The following is a 17,296-nucleotide window of genomic DNA, read 5'->3' on the forward strand; positions in this document are numbered from 1 at the left end:
CATGAACGCCGTGCTTGCCGCCCCTTTCACCAGCGCACCGGTCGCGGACCGGCTGGCAGCGCTGTTCGACGCCGGATCCGACAGCTTGCTGCCCGCCGAATCCGGCCTGCGCCTGGCCCGCGCCACGGTGGCCGGCCGCCCGGTCCTGGCCGTGGCCACCGATCCGGCGCTGGACAAGGGCGTGCTGGGCAGCGCCGAATGCGCGGACCTGCGCCGCATGGTCCGCCGCGCGCGGCAAACGCAGACCCCCCTGGTGCTGCTGATCGACTCGGCCGGCGCCCGCCTGGACGCAGGGCTGGCCATCCAGGGCGCGCTGCGCGCGCTGATGACCGAGCTGCTCGACGCCAGCCTGGCCGGTCTGCCCATGATCGCCCTGCTCGGGCGCAATGTCTTTGGCGGGGCCAGCATGCTGGCTTTCGCTGCCAGCCAGCGCTGCTACGCCCCGGACACCGTGCTGGCGATGTCCGGCCCCCGGGTGCTGGAAAGCGCCGGCGGCGGCTCCCTGGCCGCGGTGCGCGACGCCATCGGCGGCCTGGCCCGCTGCCGCCATGGCGGCGCCGAGCGCCTGCTTGACGACAGCCTGCCCGCCTATGCCGCAGCGCTGCGGGACTGGGTGCAGGAACTGCCCACCGGCCCCTTGCCGGACACCCTGGACGAAGAACGCCGCATGCTCGGCCTGCGCCTGGGCGAGACCGCGCCACCGCCGACAGCGCGCTTCGCCGGCCGCCCCGAACAGGGCACGCTGCGCTGCGGCGGACGGGCCTGCGTCGGGGCCGCCGATGCGCTGCAATTCGCCGCCCTGGTCGAACAAACCCAGACCCCCCTGGAGCTGTGGATAGACTGCGCCGGCCACAGCCTGCACCTGGGGGACGAGAACCTGATCCTCAGCCAGTACCTGGTGCACCTGGCGCGCAGCGTGCGCCGCCGCGTGCACCGCGGCCAGGCCGTGCGACTGCGCATCGCCGGCGAGATCTCCGGCGGCATCTACATCGCCGTCGCCGGCGCGGCGTCCTCGGTGGACATCGCTCCCGAAGGCAGTGTGCGAACGCTGCCCCAGACATCGCTGAGCAGCATTCTGACCCGCCCGGATGCGGCCATTTCGAATGCCTGCGCCGCTGCTTCCGACTACGTCGAACTGGGCGTGGCGGACACCGTCAGCGCGCCGGTCTGACCTCCGCCCCTCCCGCAAACGCCACCCACTCCCGCCAAGCCATGAACGCCAATATCTTCGCCGCCTTTGAAATCATCGCCCGCCAGGCCGGCGGTGCGCCCTTCCTCGAAACCGACGACGGCCAGATCCTCAGCTACGCCCAGATGCTGGACACGACCGCGCGCTACGCCCACGCCCTGACCCAGCTGGGCGTGCAGCCCGGCGACCGCGTGGCCGTGCAGGTCGAAAAATCGGCCCGCAACTACTGCCTCTACCTCGCCACCCTGCGCATGGGCGCCATCTACCTGCCGCTCAACACCGCCTACCAGATCAACGAGCTGGAGTACTTCCTGGGCGACGCCGAGCCCCGGGTATTCGTCTGCGAGCCCGCGGAGCTTGCCGCCAAGAGTGAACTCGCGCGGCGCCATGGCGTCGCCCACGTCATGGGCTTGAGCGACGCAGGCGACGGCAGCCTGGACCTGCTGGCCGAGGCGCAAGCCGCGGACTTCGACACCGTGCAAATGCCTGGCGATGCGGTGGCCGTCATCATCTACACCTCGGGCACCACCGGCCGCCCCAAGGGCGCCATGCTCACCCACGCCAGCCTGCTGAGCAACGGCCAGGCCCTGACCCAGCTGTGGGGCTTCACCGCCAAGGACGTGCTGCTCCACGCCCTGCCCCTGTTCCATGCCCACGGGCTGTTCATTTCCGGCCACTGCGCCCTGCTGTCGGGCAGCCGCATGCTGTTCCTGAAGAAATTCAACGCCCAGCAGGTGCTGTCCTTGCTGCCCAGGGCGACGGTGATGATGGGCGTGCCCACCTTCTACACCCGCCTGCTCGACCAGCCCGGCTTCACCGCCGCCTGCAGCGCCAATATGCGCCTGTTCGTGTCCGGCTCGGCGCCCCTGCTGGCCGACACCAACCGCGATTTCCTGCAGCGCACGGGCCAGATCGTGCTGGAGCGCTACGGCATGACGGAGTCGGCCATCATCACGTCCAACCCCTGCGCGGGCGAGCGGCGCATTGGCTCCGTGGGCCAGGCTATTGACGGTGTCGAGGTGCGGATCACCGACGACCAGGACCGGCTCCTGCCCGCCGACCAGATCGGCGGCATCCAGATCTGCGGCAGCGGCGTGATGAAAGGCTACTGGCGCAAGCCCGAAAAAACCGCCGAGGAATTCACGGCCGATGGCTGGTTCCGCACGGGCGACCAGGGCATTCTGAGCAGTGACGGCTACCTGACCATCGTCGGCCGCGCCAAGGACCTGGTCATCTCGGGAGGCTACAACGTCTATCCCAAGGAAGTGGAAATGGCCATCGATGCCCTGCCGGGCGTGGGCGAGTCCGCCGTGATCGGCATCGCCGACCGGGACTTTGGCGAAGCCGTGACGGCCGTGGTGGTGCGCAAGAACGACGGCCTCGGCGGCGACGAGATCATCCAGGCCCTCAAGGGCCAGCTGGCCAACTACAAGGTGCCCAAGCATGTGTTCTTCGTGCCCGAACTGCCCCGCAACGCCATGGGCAAGGTGATGAAGAGCACGCTGCGCGACACCTATGGAAAGCCGGTGGCCGTGGCTTGAGGGGCGGCCGGCAGATGGCATGGGCCCCTGCCGACTTGGCGTACCATCCCAGGCAATTCACCAGCCACAGGAGTAAGTTCGCTTGAGCACATCGTCTTCGCAACGCCTCATGGAGATCATCGACGATCGGGTCTTCACATTCGCCCAAGCCGCTCAGCGGCATTTCGGCACGAACGACCTGATGGTGCTGCTGGACCTCAGGGAAGCAGCGCCCGAGCTGGAAGCCGTGCCCAGGCAGCGCCTGGCCGAAGCCCAGGAGCTGCCGCTCGACGTCAGAGTCCAGCTCTCAAGACCCGCTTCGGACCTCAAGGAGCTGCTTGGCAGTCCCGAACAATCGTTCTGGTTTCTCGTCATCTTCGAGGATGGCGACTTCGAGTACCAAGCGGTCAATGCATCGCTCATGGGCTCTGACGGAACCGCATAGTTCGACGGCAGGTGAGCGGGAGCCAGACGCGGCCCCCGCCTTTCACGACTTTCCGAGCAGCAAGGACAGCAGCCCGGCCGCAATCAGCGGTCCCACGGGCACGCCGCGAAAGAAAGCCACGCCCAGGATGGTGCCGACCATGAGCCCGGCCACCACGCCGGGCTGCGCCGACAGGACAGTGACGCCGCGCCCGCCCAGCCAGGCGACGAAGATGCCCACCGCAATGGCCGCGACGGACTTCCACTCGGTGAATGACTTCAACAGATCCAGGGCCGCGATCTGGCCGCTGGCGATGGGCACCATGACCGCGATCATCAGCAGAAAAATGCCGATGTTGAGCCCATTCTTCTGCAGCCAGGGGAAATACAGCGCGAGGGGCGACAGGCGAATGACGATCAGCGCCACCATGGCGGCGGCCACGGTGTGATTGCCGGCAAACACGCTGACGCCGGCCAGGGCCAGCAAAATGAGAACGGTGGGGTCGAAAAGTGACATGGAAAAGCGCGCCAGCGGGTCCTTGGGTAAAAGGCCGAAATTCTCGCACCTATGGGGCCGGCCTGCGCTGGCCCCGCCCATGGCCTGCCGTTTATGGGCGCCGCGGCGCGGACAAGGCCTGCCGGCGGATGCAGTCCTTGAGCGCGGCCAGGATGTCGGGTTCCACCGCGCCGGCGCGCGTGACGATGCCATAGGGCTCCGCGCTGGCATGCACTTTCAGATCCAGACGCGCCACCGTGCCGCGCGCGGCGAAGAACTCCAGCGTTTCCAGTGACATCAAGGCCACCATTTCCGGGCTTTTGTTGAGCAGCAAGGCGGTGGCGAAAGTCGACGCGGTTTCCACCGGCCGAAATCCCAGCACCACGCCGTTGCTCGCCGCTTCTCGCTCGAGCAGCGTGCGCAAGGGCATATGGCCGGGAAACAGTATCCATGGGTACTGCACCACCTGCTCCCAGCGCACATTGCGCGTCTGGCTCAAGGCATGCATGGGCGACACGGCCACGGCGACTTCTTCGTCATGCAACCATTCGAAATGGAAGATGTCCGTGCGCTTGGCCACGGAAGTGCGGCACAGCGCCAGATCCAGCACGCCGCTTTGCAGGCCTTCAAGCAGGTCGGCACTGGTGCCTTCCTGCAATTCCACCGTGACATCGGGGTGCAGCTGGTTGAACGTGATCAAGGCATTGGCCAGCACCGCCGCCAGGGCCCCGGCAATGGTCCCCACGGCAATGCGCAGCCCCGATGTTCTGGAAATGTTCAGCAACTCCTGGTGCATGTGCGAGAGGCTGGACAGCATCAGACGCGCGTACCGGATGGCGCAGCCGCCCATGTCGGTGGGAACCAGGCCTTGCGGGGTGCGCGCGAAAAGCGTCACGCCTATGGCTTCCTCGATTTCCTTCAAGGCCTTGCTCACTCCTGGCTGCGACATGTGCAGCAGCGCCGCGGCCTGGTGAACCGAGCCCATGTCCTCGATGGCGATGAGCAGCTTGAGCTGCTTGAATTTCAGGCGCCCGCCCATGGCATGCAGGCTCGCGAGCTGGGGATTGTCCTGTTCGGGTTTGTCTGGAGATTCCATTCTGTTCTCTGGGCGGCCATCTCCGCATGGGGAAGCGTCAACGCGGCTTCTACACTTTGCTCCATCCCAATGAAGCATATGGAGACGTTATATGAAGTTGTTGCGCTACGGCCCTCTGGGTCTGGAAAAACCGGGTGTTCTGGACCCACAAGGTCACATCCGGGACATTTCCAGCCTGACCGCGGACATCGATGGCCCCTTCCTGGCCGGCCCGGCCTTGCGCCAGCTCCAGGCGATGGACTTGTCCACGCTGCCCCGCGTCGAAGGCCAGCCGCGCCTGGGCGCCTGCGTGGGCCGCATCGGCAAGTTTGTCTGCATAGGCTTGAACTACGCCGACCACGCCGCCGAATCGAACATGCCCATTCCCCAGGAGCCGGTGGTGTTCAACAAGTGGACTTCGGCCGTGGTGGGACCGAACGACGACGTGCGGATTCCACGCGGCTCCGTCAAGACCGACTGGGAAGTCGAGCTCGGGGTGGTGATTGGCAAGACCGCCTCCTACATCGAGGAGCACCAGGCCATGGAGCATGTCGCGGGCTACTGCGTGGTCAACGATGTGTCCGAGCGCGCCTATCAGATCGAGCGCGGCGGCACCTGGGACAAGGGCAAGGGCTGCGACACCTTCGGCCCCACGGGCCCCTGGCTGGTCACCCGCGATGAAGTGCCCGATCCCCACCAGCTCGGGCTCTGGCTGGAAGTCGACGGCCACCGCTACCAGAACGGCAACACCGCCACCATGATCTTCAAGGTGCCGGAAATCATTGCCTACCTGAGCCGGTTCATGACGCTTTACCCCGGAGATGTCATCTCCACCGGTACCCCGCCAGGCGTAGGCATGGGCATCAAACCCGAGCCGGTCTACCTGCGTGCCGGCCAGACCATGCGCCTGGGCATAGACGGCCTGGGTGAACAACAGCAACGCGTCGTCGCCGCCTGAGGAGAACCCCATGAACCAATACGATTTCGCCGGCAAGGTGGCCGTGGTCACGGGCGGGGCCCAGGGCATTGGCCTGTCCGTGGTGCAACGCCTGCTCGAAGGCGGTGCGGCGGTGGCCATCTGGGACCGCGACCCGAGCGCACTGCAGGCGGCCCGCCAGGCACTGGAGGGCCTGGGCACGGTCCACACCGTCGTCACGGACATCACCGACATGGCCAGCGTGGAACAGGCCTCGGCCGACACCACGGCGGCCCTGGGCACTGTGTCCATCCTGGTGAACAGCGCGGGCATTGCGGGCGTGAACGCGCCCACGGTCGACTACCCCGAAGCCGAGTGGGACCAGGTGCTCAAGGTGAACCTGAGCGGCACCTTCAACGTCAACAAGGTGCTGGTCAAGGGCATGGTGGACCAGGGCTACGGCCGGGTCGTGAACGTGGCCTCCATCGCGGGCAAGGAAGGCAACCCCAACGCCTGCGCTTACAGCGCCTCCAAGGCCGGAGTGATTGCACTCACCAAGAGCATAGGCAAGGAAACCGCGGGCCAGAACATCTCCGTCAACGCCATCACGCCCGCGGCGGCCAAGACCAAGATCTTCGACCAGATGTCGCAGCAGCACATCGACTACATGCTGTCCAAGATCCCGCGGGGCCGGTTCGTGCAGGTCGACGAGATCGCCTCGCTGGTGGGCTGGCTGGTGAGTGCCGAAAACTCCTTCACCACCGGCGCGGTTTTTGACCTCTCCGGCGGCCGCGCCACCTACTGACGCACATCGCACGCCGCAGCATAGCGGCGCGACATATCAATAAAAGGAGACAAGCAATGGACACTGCACTGCATGTGGAAAGTGGATTGAACACCAGGGAAGCCTCACGCGAGAAGGAGGTCTACAGCAAGGTCTTCTGGCGCTTCATGCCCTTGCTGGTGATTTGCTGGGTGATGGCCTATCTGGACCGCGTGAACATCAGCTTCGCCAAGCTGCAGATGCAAAGCGAGCTGGGATTTTCCGACGCGGTCTACGGCCTGGGCGCGAGCATCTTCTTCGTGGGCTACTTCCTGTTTGAAGTGCCCAGCAACATGATCCTGCACCGCGTGGGGGCCCGGGTCTGGATCACGCGCATCATGGTCACCTGGGGCATTGCCTCGTCCTGCACCATGTTCGTCACCAGCGAGATGGGCTTTTATTTCATCCGCTTCCTGGTCGGGGCCCTGGAAGCCGGGTTCGTGCCTGGCGCGCTGTACTACTTCACCAAGTGGTTCCCGTCCAAGCGCCGCGGCCGCATCAACACCATCTTCATGTCCGGCATCGCTTTCTGCGGCGTCATCGGCGGCCCCATCTCGGGCGGCATCATGAAGTTCACGGACGGCGCCATGGGCCTGCACGGCTGGCAATGGCTGTTCCTGCTCGAAGGCCTGCCCTCCATTGTCCTGGGCCTCATTGTCTGGCTGCACCTCGACGACGAGATCTCGCATGCGAAGTGGCTCAATGCCAGCGACAAGAAGTTCTGGAGCGACATGGTCAGCCGCGACGCCAAGGAGGCGGACGCCCACAACTTCAGCGCCGCACTGCGCGAACCTGCCACCTACACCTTGTCGCTGATCTACATGTGCCTGGCCGGCGGCATCTACGGCCTGGTGTTCTGGATGCCCCAGCTGATCAAGACGGCAGGCACGCAGGACACATTCACCATCGGCCTGATCTCGTCCATCCCCTATCTGGTCGCGGGCGTGGTGATGATCCTGCTGGGCCGGAACTCCGACCGCACGGGTGAACGCCGCTGGCACCTGGCGCTCAGCGCCCTGGCGGGCGGCGCAGGCTATTTTATTTGCGGCATGTACAGCGAGCACACCACCGCCCTGATGTTCGGGCTGACGCTCGCCGCCACGGGCGTGATTTCGGCCATCGGCCTGTTCTGGGTGTTCCCGCAGCGCTTTCTGACGGGCATGGCCGCCGCCGCGGGAATTGCACTGATCAACTCCATAGGCCAGCTGGGCGGCCTGATCAGCCCCTATATGGTGGGCAAGGTCAAGGATGTGACGGGCAGCGCCTCGATGGGCTTGTATGCGCTGGCCGCGGCCCTGGTGGTCAGCTTCGTCATCATCGCCTGGTGCCTGCCGCAACGCTATTACGTGCGCACCAAGGTGTGACCGCCAGCGCCCAGGCCTGGCCTGGGCGCAATCCATCCAGCGCCGCCGCGCTCACCAGGATGGAGCGCTCTTGCAAGCGCTCATGCCGGGCCGGCGACCATTCCTGCAAGCCCAGGCCCAGGCATTTGCCGCGGGCTTCCAGCTCTGCCCAGGCCAGCGCGAACATCGTCTCGCGCGCCACCGCCTCGCATGCGGCCAGGCGCGCCGCCGATTCCGGGCCCAGGTACAGCCTCGCCACCTGCGCCCAGTCCGGCAGGGCGGCGATGGCGGTCACATCGACGCCTATGCGGGCGCCAGGGCACAGGGCAATCAGCGCCACATCCTGGCTGTAGCTCATGCTGATCGACAAGCCCATGCCTTGCCACTGCGCGTCGACCTGCGGCGCCTGACCGGGCACGAAATGCAAGGGCACCTGCTCGGGCGCCATCCCCAGATAGCCGGCGAGTAGCGCCCGCAACAGCGCCCTGGCCTCGCCGCGCAAATGCCGGCCCTGGCCTTGCAGCAGCCACACCGCGGGATCGGCTGCGCGCAATGCCGGCCTGTGCTCAGGGGGCATGGGGGTCACGAGCATCACCCCGTCCAGGACTGGGCTGGCGAGCCGAACCAGGCGCTGTCGGGCGGCAGCTTCTCCCCCTTCATGACCAGGGTCAGCGGGCCCAGCAATACGCCATTCCCGATCACGGTGTCGTACAGAACCGTGCTGCGCGTGCCCAGCGTCACTCGGTCACCGATCTGGATCCGGCCTATCTTCATGACCCGGTCCTCAAAAAGATGGGTCTGCGGGCCGGACCATGCGTTGAGCTCACAGCGATCGCCGATCTGGACGCAATCGAATTCGGTGATGTCGGTCGTATCGATGTACACGTCGTGGCCTATCTTCACGCCCAGCAGGCGCAGCGCAGACGGCAGCATCGGCGTGCCGCGCAGGTACTCGAGGAAGTTGGGCACGGCAATCGCCTCGTAAATGCTGGTCAGCGCTTCGCTCGTCCAGACGAAGGGCGTCCACATCGGCGTCGCCCGCGGCTGGTAGCGGCCGATCAGCAGCCACTTGAGCGCCACCACGAACAGGAAACAGCCGACGCCGTAGTAGATGCCGGCCACGCCCAGATCCAGCACCAGTTCCAGCCATGCTTCCTCGCCGGCCACCGGCATGAGGTTTTGCACAATCACGTATCCCGCGCCGATGATCAGGGACAGCGGCAGCACGATGCGCAGCGCTTCCACCAGCGCGCGGCCTATCCAGCGCCAGATCGACGGCTTGAACGTCATGGACTCGGGGAAGCCCCGCAGGATTTCACGCGAGGGCAGGCTGATCGCGGGCGAGCCCACCCAGGTCTGCCCCGGCTGCATCATCTCGCTGCCGGGCGCCTTGGACTGGACGCCGATCAGCACGTCGGGCGGCAAGGTCGTGCCGTCGGGCACGTAAGCGCCGTTGCCGACAAAGCTGCGCCGGCCTATGACCGTATAGTCGATCGACATCCACCCGCCATCCACTTCCTCGTCGCCCAGCATGACCGCATCGGCGATGAAGGACTCGTCGCCCAGCGTCAGCATGTCCGGAATCAGCCCCATGGCGGTCGAGATTTCGGCATGGCGCCCGATTTTCGCCCCCAGCATGCGATACCAGACCGGTGCATATACCGTGGCATACACGCCATGCAGTACATGCAGGCTGGCCACCTGGATCTGGTTGGCCAGCCACTTGCGGCAGTACAGGTTGCTGTGCACCGGCCAGGTTCCGGGCCGCAGCTTGGGCAGTACGGTCCAGCGGATCGCCGCCGCGATCAATGCCGTCCCGACGATCAGCACGGCGCTGGCGGGCAGAGCCAGCAAGGCGTATTCGAAAACCGAGAGCACATAGCCATGCACTTGGAGCGACGGCGTCAGCGCCCTGCCGTCCAGGGCATCGATCAGCGCAAAGGCCGGGAAAATGGGCAGAAAGAACAGCACCGACGTCAGCGCGGCACCGACCGTGAAGAACAAGGACTCGGCCATGCGCCGGGCCCGCGTGACCGGCGGCCGAGCGCGGCGCTCACCGGACTGGCGCTGGCGCACCAGGCGCGCCGGCGAGCCATCCCAGACTTCACGCTCGGCAATGCGGCCGCCACGCGCCAGGGCCGCCAGGCCTTCGAGCCGGCCCCAGGGAGCGATGGCGGTATCCCCTTCCATGACCGCGTACGAACCCACGTAGCCTTCGGCGCCGATATCGATGGCGCCGACCACCAGTTCACCGCGCTCGACGCGCACATTCGCCAGATTGACGTTCGAGCCCAGGCTGGCGCCATCGCCTATGCGCAGCAGATGCGGCAGCTGGATGGTGACCGAGCCGACCACGACATCCTCACCCACCTGCGCCCCCATGGCGCGCAGGTAGCCGTTGTACAGCGAAGAGCCCGAGAGCAGGTAGGCCGGAGCGATCTGGCGCAGTCTATCCGCCAGCCACCAGCGGAAATAGGTCACGCCCCACAAGGGGTAGCGCCCGGGCTGGATCCCGCGCAACACCAGCCGGCTGCTGAGAATCGCCACCGCCAGACTGAAAAGGTGGCTGGCAAGAAAGACCAGCACCGACGCCAGCACGGCGGCTGCAATGCTGTCCCCCGCATCGCCGGTGAAATAGTGGTAGGTGAAAAAGGGGGCCAGCCAGTTCATGACATTCAGGCTGATCATGAACGGCAATGCCAGCGCCTGTACCGCGCCGCAGAGCATGCGGCGCGACCGGGGAACGGCCACGAACTCGGGCAAGGCGGCGCCGCCGAGCTTGGCCATCCCGGCCTGCATGGCCTCGGCGATGGCCGCGAGCTGCCGGTTGCGGTAGACGTCATTGACCGTCATGTGCACGAAACGCGCATCTTCCCGCAGCGTCGAAACCAGGCGCGCCGCCAGCAGCGAATGCCCGCCGAGGTCGTCGAAGAAGTCCGCCGTGCGCAGGATGGACTGGCCGGGAAACAGACGCGCCAGCGCGGCGAACAACGCCGCCTCGACTTCGTTCTCGGCTTCGTCCGATGCGGCGGGCGCGGTGACCTCGCTCATGGGCAAGGCGCGCAAGGCCTTGCGATCGATCTTGCCCGAGGTCAGGCGAGGGAGTTCGCGCACGACCTCGAAATGGCTGGGCACCATGTAGGGCGACAAGACGGCGCGCAAGCGCAGGCGCAAATCGCCAGGCGTGGGCACGGCATCGCCGCCGGCAACCACGTAGGCCACCAGCTGATCGATGCCGTTGACTGGCTTGAGCACCACGGCCGCCGTGCCATTGTTCAGCAGTTGGCTCAGTTGGGCGTCGATCTCGCCGAGCTCGACGCGAAAGCCGCGGACCTTGACCTGATCGTCGACCCGTCCGAGGCAATGCACCTGCCCCTGCGCATCAAGGCGCGCCAGATCCCCGGTACGGTAAAGGCGCGGCTCCGCCGGGTCTGCCATCCACGGGTTGGCGACGAATTTTTCGGCCGTCAGTTCGGGCCGCCCCAGATAGCCCTGGGCAACACCGGGACCGATGATGCACAGCTCGCCGATTTCGCCGGTGTCGAGCAGCTTCAGCGCGCCATCCACCACCAGCAGACCATAGTTCGGCAGCGGGGCGCCAATCGTCACCGCCTGACCTGCGTGCAACTCGGCAATGCTGGCGGAGACGGTGGCTTCGGTCGGCCCGTAGGTGTTGAACATCCGCCGGGAAGGCGTGGCCCAGCGATCCACCACCGCCTGCGGGCACATCTCGCCCCCCAGGTTGATCAGCCGCACGCCAGGCAGGTCAACGCTGAACAGCGCCAACAGGGTCGGCACCGCGTGCAGCACGCTGACACCGTGAGCGACCAGGGCACGCGGCAAGGCATCGGGGTCGGCCGTGATCTCGCGCGGGGCGATCCACAAGCTGGCCCCCACCAAATAGGAAATCCAGATCTCCTCGAACGACATGTCGAAGGCGACCGAAAAACCTTGGTAGACGACATCGTCGGCACGCACGCCCAGGACGGAATTCTCACTGCGCAGGAAATGGCAGATCGCCCCCTGGCTGATCGGCACGCCCTTGGGCTTGCCCGTGGATCCCGAGGTGTAGATGACGTAGGCCGGGTGCTCCGGCCTGGCGCCATGGCGGCGCAACAAGGGCGGTGCGGTCTGCGCGCGCAGGTCGGCCTGGTCCCACACCGGACAGGCGGCTGCGTTCAACGGCATGTGCAAACCATGGCCGGTGACGATGCCGACCGCCTGCGCATCTTCCAGGCAGACGGCCACGCGCTCGGCGGGCGTGTCCACATCCAGCGGCAGCCAGGCCGCCCCGGTCTTGGCGATGGCCAGTTGGCTGACGAGCAGATCGACGCCCCTGGGCAGCCACAGGCCCACGATGTCGCCAGGTTTCACGCCTCTCGCCATCAGGTGGTGCGCCATCCCATTGGCGCGCTCATCCAGATCGCGATAGCTCAGTCGCAGCTCGCCGAAGACCAGTGCCGCATGCTCGGGCTGCCGCGCCGCCGTCGCCTCGAAAAGATCGGCCAGCACTTCATTGCGCAGAAAACCCGGGCGCGATGGACCTCTTGATATCGTCATAAACAAACGGCCATCTTTCACATGTTCTGTCGGCGATCAGGCCCGGGCCTTGAACAGATACCGCCGTGGGCCGATGATAGCGCCGCCCATGGCCCTGGCCGAAAGATCATCCAGCGCCGGACGCGGTGATCACACTGGCCCAAGCCTGGCCGCGCTAAGCCACATACGCCGGATAGATCTCGGCCAGCCGGTCAATGAAACCGCTCACTTGCCGGATGTGGTCGCGCAGCAATTGCTCGGCCAGCTGCGCATCGCCCGCAATCACGGCCTGGGCGATCTGGTCGTGCAGCTCCACCGACTCTTCACTGCCGCGAATGGTCTTGTTGGCCAGCCGCCGCAGACGCTCCAGCCGCGTTCGGGCCGAGAGCACCACGCTCCAGGCCGAGGCGTGGCCCGCGAGCAGCACGATGCTTTTGTGGAAATCCTCATCGGCCGCCAGACTGGCGTCGCGGTCCTCGAAGCGCAAGGCCTCGCGGTGGCGCTGCACGATTCGGGACAGCATTTTTCGCTCCGCCAGGGGCGCGGCGGCGGCCAGCCTCACGGCGGCGCACTCAATGGCTTCTCGCACGAACAGCGCATCGTTCAAGGCCCCGCGCTCCAGGCGCGACACAAAGCTTCCGCGCTGCGGAAAGATGTCGAGCAAGCCGTCGGCGGCCAAGGCCCTGAAGGCTTCGCGCACGGGACTGCGGCTGACCGCGAATTGCTCGGCCACCACCGGCTCGTTCAAGGCCGCGCCGGGCGGCAGCGTGCACTCCACGATGGCGCGGCGCAACGCGGCGTAGACGAAGTCCGCGGCCTTGCCACGGCCTTCGGCCGAGTCATAAGGCTGCAGGGACGCAATGCCTTCCAAGGTGGCGGCGGAGACAAAGCTGGGGCGGGCCATGAATTTTGCGGGGAGGAAATTTTGATTCTAAGACAAGGGTTTCCCCCGGAAACGTTAACGCATTCTAGAACACTAGAATGCAACACAATTTTGATGGGCCTTGTCTTATGAATTCCTCCAGCGTTTCCCCGGCAACCACGGCACTGCTGCGCAACGTCAGCATTGCCACGCTGTGCACCTGCCTCTACAAGCGCGGATTGCGCAACCAGGTGATTCAGGGCGCCGTGCCCGTAGGCGGCGCGGCCAAGCCCACGATGGTCGGCCCGGCGTTCACGCTGCGCTACATGCCGGCGCGCGAGGACTTGAACACCCTGGCCGCGTTCACCAACCCGGCCCACCCCCAGCGCAAGGCCGTGGAAGACTGCCCTCCGGGCGCGGTGCTGGTCTTCGACAGCCGCAAGGATGCGCGCGCCGCGTCCGCGGGAGCCATCCTGATCCGCCGGCTCCAGGTGCGCGGCGTGGCAGGCGTGGTCACCGACGGCGGCTTTCGCGACGCGCCCGAGATTGCGACGCTGGACATCCCCGCCTTCCACACCCGCCCTTCCGCGCCCACCAACCTGACGCTGCACCAGGCCATCGACATCAACGTGCCCATAGGCTGCGGCGACGCACCCGTGTTCCCCGGCGACATCGTGGTGGGCGATGGCGACGGCGTGGTCGTCATTCCCGCCCACCTCGCCGAGGAGATCGCCCTGGAAGCCACCGGCATGACGGCCTTCGAGGACTTCGTCGCCGAACAGGTGCAAAACGGCCGCTCCATCATCGGCCTGTATCCCGCGACCCACCCCGAAACGCTGGACGACTTTGCCCAATGGCGCAAGGCCCACGGCCGCTGACGACGCCAGCCGCGCTTTTCCCCCGGTCCCCATCACGCAGCCAACGAGGAGATATCCATGATTCGCGCAACCGTCACCGCCGCATTGCTAGCCAGCAGCATCACCGTACCCGCCCTGGCACAGAATTTCCCCAGCAAACCCATCACCATCGTCGTGCCCTCCTCGCCCGGCGGCGCCATCGACCTGGCGGCGCGCCTGATCGGCCAGAAAATGGGCGAGACCTGGGGGCAATCGGTGGTGATAGAGAACCGCGCGGGGGCCTCGGGAATCATTGGCACGGAAGCGATTGCCAAGGCCGCGCCCGATGGCCATACCCTGGCCTTGGTCGCCAGCAGCCACGCCATCAATCCCAGCCTGTTCAAGAAGCTGCCGTTCGATGTCCTCAAGAGCTTCGAGCCGGTCGCGCTGACCCATGTCGTTCCGCTGGTGCTGGTGGTCGCTCCTGTCGCCCCCTTCAAGAGCGTCAAGGACGTGGTGGCCCATGGCAAGGCCCATCCGGGCGAGATGACGTTTGCCTCCAGCGGCAAGGGCGGCGCGCCCCACATGTCGGGCGAGCTGTTCAAGACGCTGGCCGCCATCGATATCACCCATGTGCCCTACAAGGGCAGCACGCTGGCCCACCCCGACCTGATCAGCGGCCGCACCACGATGATGTTCGACACCGTGGCCGCGGTCAAAGCGCAGGTCAACTCCGATCGCCTGCGCGCCCTGGCCGTGACATCCCCCCAACGCTCCGCGGTGTTTCCCAACGTGCCCACCATGCAGGAGGCCGGCATCGCCGGCTACGAAACCAGCACCTGGGGCGGACTGCTGGCCCCCGCGGGCACGCCCAAGGCCGTGGTCGGCAAGCTCAATGCCGAAGTCAACCGCATCCTGCAGTTGGCGGATGTGCGCAAGACCCTGGTCGATGCGGGCATAGAGCCCGGCGGGGGATCCGCCCGCCAGTTCAGCGATTTCATCGCGGCCGAGTCCGTGAAGTGGGGCAAGGTCGCCAAGGACGCCGGCATTCAAGCCGAGTGACGCGGCAACAGTCCGCCTCTGCGCTTCACCATCGCAAGGGATAATACGCACTGCAATTCAATCGACCAGGCCAACAGGCCCAGAAAAGGGGAGCCATGGGCCCGCGGATAGACGGCATTCAGGTCGTGGATATCGAAGAGGACCGCGAGGAGCACGCCGCTGCTGCGGATGCCTCCGAGCGACCCCGGCGGCGCCGCGGCCGCCCCCTGGGCTCGAAGGCAAAAATCGCCAGCGCGGGCTCGCGCATCACGGCCAGCGAGACCTCCTTCATGCGCGCCGTGATCCAGGGCGTCGATGTGAAGCTCGCCGCCCAGCGCTATCTGCTGCATCTGGGCAGCATGGACCGGCGCGCGGCCCTCGCCTATCGCGAGCTCCTGGAGCAACGCATCCATTTGAGCCTGCAAACCCTGCCCGATGCGGCCCTGGGCGCGCGCATCCTGGCGCAGCTGCTGGCCCAGCCCGCGCCGGCTCCGGAGCTGCCCAGCCTCGAGGCCTTCGCCGAAAGCTTTGCCGAGGACATGTTCAGCGAAAAGGAACTCATCGCGCTGTACGAAGAGCAGATGCGGGACCAGGCGAAAAGCGATGGGCAGGCAGCGCAGCAGGAGTACCAGGCCGCCACCCCCTCGGACATATTGCGCGGCCGGCTGGCTGCCATCAGCTGGGTGCAAGACCATGTGGCCCAGCACCCCCAGCCCCAGGACCCCACCGAGCTCTGGCTGGATGCGGCCATCTGCGCCAAATTGCGCCAGCATGGCGTGCTGACGCTCAGCAACGCCATCCAGTGGATCAATCTGCAAGGGCGGCGCTGGTACGCCCAGCTGCCCGGCGTGGGCCGCACCCGGGCCCAGCGCCTGCTGCTGTGGCTCTCCGACCACCAGGGCGCGATCGGCGTGAACATCCACCACCGCATTGCGCAGGAGATGATTTACGCCGAGTTCGCTCCTGCAGCCACCGTGGCCAATCACCTGCCCGCGCGCAGCCCGGGGACTCCCGAGCTGTTCGGCGTCGTTCCGCTCGAAGTCCTGGCCTGGCCTTTGCACCTGCTGGGCGACGACGGCCTGTTTCGCTCGCACCGGCCCAACACCCTCAAGGCCCATACCGACCGCGAAGCCGTGCAGGCCTGGTTCGCCACCCTGGCCGAAAAATCCGCGGCCACGCAGGACAGCTACCGCCGTGCCGTCGAGCGCCTGATCCTGTGGGCCCTGGTCGAGCGCCAGACCCCGCTCGCCTCCCTGGCCACCGAGGACTTCATCGCTTTCAAGGCTTTCTTGCGCGCCCCGCCGGCCCACTGGTGCCAGAAAGCGCCGGTCACCAAAGGCTCGCCCGACTGGCGGCCCCTGCGTGGCCCCTTGGGCGACCTGAGCATCCAGCAGACCATGAGCGCCATCGCCACCATGTACCGCGACTGGCATGCCAGCGGCTACCTGGACGCCAACGCCGTGGCCAGCGTGCGCGGCAGCAAGCGCCGGGACATGCAAATGGACGTCATGCGCTCGTTTTCCAACGAAGCCCTGCAAGCCATTCGCGCCACCCTGCAGGACATGGCCGACGGCCCGGTCAAACGCCGGCTGCGCGCCGCCATCCTGCTGCTGCAGACCGCCGGCCTGCGCCGCGCCGAAGCCGTGAACATGAGCTGGGGCCATATAGAGCGCGTGCGCCTGGACAACAACGAGTCCGACATCTGGGCCTTGAAATTCTCGGGCAAGGGCCAGCGCGAGCGCATGGTGCCGCTCAAGCCCGAAACGCTGCAGGCGCTCGAAGCCCATTACCAGGACCGGCTGGCGCTGATCGCCTCGGGCCAGCTATCGAGCTACGCCGACATTCCCAAGAGCGACTGCCCCCTGCTGGGCATTCTGGAAGAGCGCCTGGCCATGGGCCACCCCGGCACCGTGGGCGACCTGGCGTCGAACGCCCGACGCGAAGCCAACGCCACAGGCGCCCTGTCGGCGGCGCGGCTGCACGGCGTGCTCAAGGGATTTTTCCGCCAGGTGCAGGAGCAGCCCGGCGCGGCCCAGACCGACTTCCTCAAGGCCTCGGCCCACTGGTTGCGCCACACCTTCGCCCACCAGTCGCTGCGCGCCAGCGGCAAGGACCTGGCCGTGGTGCAGCAACTGCTGGGCCATGCGGACATTTCCACCACGGGCATTTACGTCAAGGCCGACATGGCATCGCGCGTGGCCGCGGTGCTGGGGGTCGAGGCGGCGGTGTAGTG

General features: G+C 66.5%; 14 protein-coding genes. 9 read left to right on the plus strand and 5 right to left on the minus strand.

The features are described 5' to 3' along the window. The first annotated feature begins 1 nt into the window (after window position 1). The 3 genes from N0K08_RS09920 (at window position 2) to N0K08_RS09930 (ending at window position 3,154) form a co-directional block, all read left to right on the plus strand. Complete coding sequence (locus N0K08_RS09920) at window positions 2-1,171, plus strand: carboxyl transferase domain-containing protein (RefSeq protein ID WP_261500110.1); 1,170 nt, start codon at window positions 2-4, stop codon at window positions 1,169-1,171. A 41-nt stretch (window positions 1,172-1,212) separates the two neighbouring features. Beyond that, on the plus strand, window positions 1,213-2,730 hold the full coding sequence (locus tag N0K08_RS09925; RefSeq protein ID WP_261500111.1) for an AMP-binding protein: 1,518 nt from the start codon (window positions 1,213-1,215) through the stop codon (window positions 2,728-2,730). Between the two features lie 109 nt (window positions 2,731-2,839). Then, window positions 2,840-3,154 (plus strand): hypothetical protein, encoded by a 315-nt coding sequence (locus tag N0K08_RS09930; protein WP_261500112.1) that lies wholly within the window; start codon window positions 2,840-2,842, stop codon window positions 3,152-3,154. Window positions 3,155-3,196: 42 nt separating this feature from the next. Here N0K08_RS09930 and N0K08_RS09935 read toward each other — a convergent pair whose 3' ends face one another. Then, window positions 3,197-3,649: a DUF441 domain-containing protein gene (locus N0K08_RS09935; RefSeq protein ID WP_261500114.1), complete on the minus strand. Its 453-nt coding sequence runs from the start codon at window positions 3,647-3,649 to the stop codon at window positions 3,197-3,199. A gap of 91 nt (window positions 3,650-3,740) precedes the next feature. Beyond that, window positions 3,741-4,724: a LysR family transcriptional regulator gene (locus N0K08_RS09940; RefSeq protein WP_261500116.1), complete on the minus strand. Its 984-nt coding sequence runs from the start codon at window positions 4,722-4,724 to the stop codon at window positions 3,741-3,743. A gap of 91 nt (window positions 4,725-4,815) precedes the next feature. Here N0K08_RS09940 and N0K08_RS09945 point away from each other — a divergent pair, with 91 nt between their 5' ends. The 3 genes from N0K08_RS09945 to N0K08_RS09955 are packed head-to-tail and all read left to right on the plus strand — an operon-like array spanning window position 4,816 to window position 7,806. Beyond that, the gene (locus tag N0K08_RS09945; protein ID WP_261500118.1) at window positions 4,816-5,661 is read left to right on the plus strand and encodes a fumarylacetoacetate hydrolase family protein; all 846 of its coding nucleotides are present in this window, start codon (window positions 4,816-4,818) and stop codon (window positions 5,659-5,661) included. Window positions 5,662-5,671: 10 nt separating this feature from the next. Continuing rightward, the gene (locus N0K08_RS09950; RefSeq protein ID WP_261500119.1) at window positions 5,672-6,424 is read left to right on the plus strand and encodes an SDR family NAD(P)-dependent oxidoreductase; all 753 of its coding nucleotides are present in this window, start codon (window positions 5,672-5,674) and stop codon (window positions 6,422-6,424) included. Window positions 6,425-6,480: 56 nt separating this feature from the next. Beyond that, window positions 6,481-7,806 (plus strand): MFS transporter, encoded by a 1,326-nt coding sequence (locus N0K08_RS09955; RefSeq protein ID WP_261500120.1) that lies wholly within the window; start codon window positions 6,481-6,483, stop codon window positions 7,804-7,806. Here the strand turns inward: N0K08_RS09955 and N0K08_RS09960 are convergent. From N0K08_RS09960 to N0K08_RS09970, 3 genes are all read right to left on the minus strand, one after another. Next, window positions 7,757-8,377, minus strand: a complete 621-nt coding sequence (locus tag N0K08_RS09960; RefSeq protein ID WP_261500121.1) for a 4'-phosphopantetheinyl transferase family protein — start codon at window positions 8,375-8,377, stop codon at window positions 7,757-7,759. The two genes, N0K08_RS09955 and N0K08_RS09960, sit on opposite strands and share 50 nt — an antisense overlap. Next, window positions 8,377-12,345 (minus strand): Pls/PosA family non-ribosomal peptide synthetase, encoded by a 3,969-nt coding sequence (locus N0K08_RS09965; protein WP_261500122.1) that lies wholly within the window; start codon window positions 12,343-12,345, stop codon window positions 8,377-8,379. The genes N0K08_RS09960 and N0K08_RS09965 overlap by 1 nt, the downstream gene beginning before the upstream one ends. Before the next feature lie 154 nt (window positions 12,346-12,499). After that, window positions 12,500-13,228: a GntR family transcriptional regulator gene (locus N0K08_RS09970; protein WP_261500123.1), complete on the minus strand. Its 729-nt coding sequence runs from the start codon at window positions 13,226-13,228 to the stop codon at window positions 12,500-12,502. 107 nt (window positions 13,229-13,335) lie between these two features. Between N0K08_RS09970 and N0K08_RS09975 the strand changes: the two genes are divergently transcribed. From N0K08_RS09975 to N0K08_RS23235, 3 genes are all read left to right on the plus strand, one after another. Continuing rightward, window positions 13,336-14,064 (plus strand): ribonuclease activity regulator RraA, encoded by a 729-nt coding sequence (locus tag N0K08_RS09975; RefSeq protein ID WP_261500124.1) that lies wholly within the window; start codon window positions 13,336-13,338, stop codon window positions 14,062-14,064. Window positions 14,065-14,121: 57 nt separating this feature from the next. Then, window positions 14,122-15,084 carry a tripartite tricarboxylate transporter substrate binding protein gene (locus N0K08_RS09980; RefSeq protein WP_261500125.1) on the plus strand — a complete coding sequence of 321 codons (963 nt, stop codon included), beginning with the start codon at window positions 14,122-14,124 and terminating at the stop codon, window positions 15,082-15,084. Between the two features lie 95 nt (window positions 15,085-15,179). Beyond that, window positions 15,180-17,294, plus strand: a complete 2,115-nt coding sequence (locus tag N0K08_RS23235; protein WP_315967993.1) for a tyrosine-type recombinase/integrase — start codon at window positions 15,180-15,182, stop codon at window positions 17,292-17,294. Window positions 17,295-17,296: the final 2 nt, after the last annotated feature.

The sequence above is a fragment of the Acidovorax bellezanensis genome (assembly GCF_025421555.1).
In the GTDB taxonomy this organism is placed as follows: domain Bacteria; phylum Pseudomonadota; class Gammaproteobacteria; order Burkholderiales; family Burkholderiaceae_C; genus Comamonas; species Comamonas bellezanensis.

Bases quoted from the DNA above. Each gene is read 5' to 3' on its own strand.
- N0K08_RS09920 (WP_261500110.1), top strand. From the start codon at position 2: ATGAACGCCGTGCTTGCCGCCCCTTTCACCAGCGCACCGGTCGCGGAC.
- N0K08_RS09925 (WP_261500111.1), top strand. From the start codon at position 1,213: ATGAACGCCAATATCTTCGCCGCCTTTGAAATCATCGCCCGCCAGGCC.
- N0K08_RS09930 (WP_261500112.1), top strand. From the start codon at position 2,840: ATGGAGATCATCGACGATCGGGTCTTCACATTCGCCCAAGCCGCTCAG.
- N0K08_RS09935 (WP_261500114.1), bottom strand. From the start codon at position 3,649: ATGTCACTTTTCGACCCCACCGTTCTCATTTTGCTGGCCCTGGCCGGC.
- N0K08_RS09940 (WP_261500116.1), bottom strand. From the start codon at position 4,724: ATGGAATCTCCAGACAAACCCGAACAGGACAATCCCCAGCTCGCGAGC.
- N0K08_RS09945 (WP_261500118.1), top strand. From the start codon at position 4,816: ATGAAGTTGTTGCGCTACGGCCCTCTGGGTCTGGAAAAACCGGGTGTT.
- N0K08_RS09950 (WP_261500119.1), top strand. From the start codon at position 5,672: ATGAACCAATACGATTTCGCCGGCAAGGTGGCCGTGGTCACGGGCGGG.
- N0K08_RS09955 (WP_261500120.1), top strand. From the start codon at position 6,481: ATGGACACTGCACTGCATGTGGAAAGTGGATTGAACACCAGGGAAGCC.
- N0K08_RS09960 (WP_261500121.1), bottom strand. From the start codon at position 8,377: ATGCTCGTGACCCCCATGCCCCCTGAGCACAGGCCGGCATTGCGCGCA.
- N0K08_RS09965 (WP_261500122.1), bottom strand. From the start codon at position 12,345: ATGACGATATCAAGAGGTCCATCGCGCCCGGGTTTTCTGCGCAATGAA.
- N0K08_RS09970 (WP_261500123.1), bottom strand. From the start codon at position 13,228: ATGGCCCGCCCCAGCTTTGTCTCCGCCGCCACCTTGGAAGGCATTGCG.
- N0K08_RS09975 (WP_261500124.1), top strand. From the start codon at position 13,336: ATGAATTCCTCCAGCGTTTCCCCGGCAACCACGGCACTGCTGCGCAAC.
- N0K08_RS09980 (WP_261500125.1), top strand. From the start codon at position 14,122: ATGATTCGCGCAACCGTCACCGCCGCATTGCTAGCCAGCAGCATCACC.
- N0K08_RS23235 (WP_315967993.1), top strand. From the start codon at position 15,180: ATGGGCCCGCGGATAGACGGCATTCAGGTCGTGGATATCGAAGAGGAC.